The sequence below is a fragment of the Bradyrhizobium sp. genome (assembly GCF_016462955.1).
GTDB lineage: Bacteria > Pseudomonadota > Alphaproteobacteria > Rhizobiales > Xanthobacteraceae > Bradyrhizobium.
Genome location: NZ_JAEMSD010000440.1, coordinates 1 through 1,089 on the forward strand (window position 1 = coordinate 1; position 1,089 = coordinate 1,089).

Consider the following 1,089-nt stretch of genomic DNA (forward strand, 5'->3'; position numbering starts at 1 on the left):
AAGCTGATCGAGGCCGGCCTCGTCGGCGCGGGCGTCAACATCGTGCATGGCAACGATCTGCCCGATGACCTGCTCGATCGTCTCGTCGATCTCGGCGTGTCCTTCTCGATCACGCCGGAGAACGAAATGATCCAAGGCCACGGCTTCCCGATCACCGGACGGCTGCTCAAGCGCGGCGTGCGCCCGACCATCGGCGTCGATCTGGAGTCCGTGCTGGCGGGTGACCTCCTCTCCGCCGCCCGCATCGCGCTCTCGATGCAGCGGGCGCTCGACAATGCGGAATCGCGACAAGCGAGCGGAACCATTCCCGCGACAACCACCATTCCCGTGCGCGAAGCGCTGCGCTGGATCACGACGGAAGGCGCCCGCATGCTCGGGCGCGCGCACCAGATCGGCTCACTGACACCGGGAAAGCTCGCCGACCTCGTCGTCATCGACGCCTCCGGTCTCGATCTCGTTCCCGTGCATGATCCCGTCGCAACCGTCGTGATGCAGACGAGCCTTGCCAATATCGAGGCCGTCATGATCGGCGGCAGCTGGAAGAAGCGGGATGGCCGCTTGCTGGTCGACGGGCTGGAGGCGAAGAAACAGCTGCTTGCGCAATCCGGCCAGCGGCTGGTGCAAGACATCGAACGACAGGGCCGCGCTGCGTGACGGTGCCAATGGACAACAACAATGACTGACGTTTCGAAGACTATCGCTTTCATCGGAGTCGGCAAGATGGGTCTGCCGATGTCGGTGCTCGTCGCCAAGGCCGGCTACGCGGTGACCGCATTCGACCAGAGCGCGGCACGGAGCAACGAAGCCCGCGGGCAAGGCATTGCGATTGCCGCATCACCGGCCGAGGCCGTGAGCGGCAAGGCGGCTGTCGTGACGTCCCTGCCCGATGACATGGCGTTACGCGGCGCGCTGCTCGGCCCTGCCGGCATCATCGCCGCGATGCAGCCCGGTGCCGTTCTCGTCGAAACCAGCACCGTGAGCGTCGAAGCGTCCAGCGAGGTTGCCGCCGCGGCGCAGGCACGTGGCATTTCCTATCTGCGCTCGCCGGTCTCCGGCAATGCCAGCATCGTTCACACCGGCGCGCTGACC

At 65.9% G+C, this 1,089-nt stretch carries 2 protein-coding genes; both read left to right on the forward strand.

What is annotated here, in order from left to right; translation table 11 throughout:
* On the forward strand, positions 1-654 hold a 654-nt coding region (locus JHD07_RS31005), incomplete at its 5' end, for an amidohydrolase family protein (protein ID WP_291629057.1).
* A 21-nt stretch (positions 655-675) separates the two neighbouring features.
* Positions 676-1,089, forward strand: a 414-nt coding sequence (locus JHD07_RS31010; protein ID WP_291629059.1) for an NAD(P)-binding domain-containing protein, incomplete at its 3' end; no start/stop codon positions are given.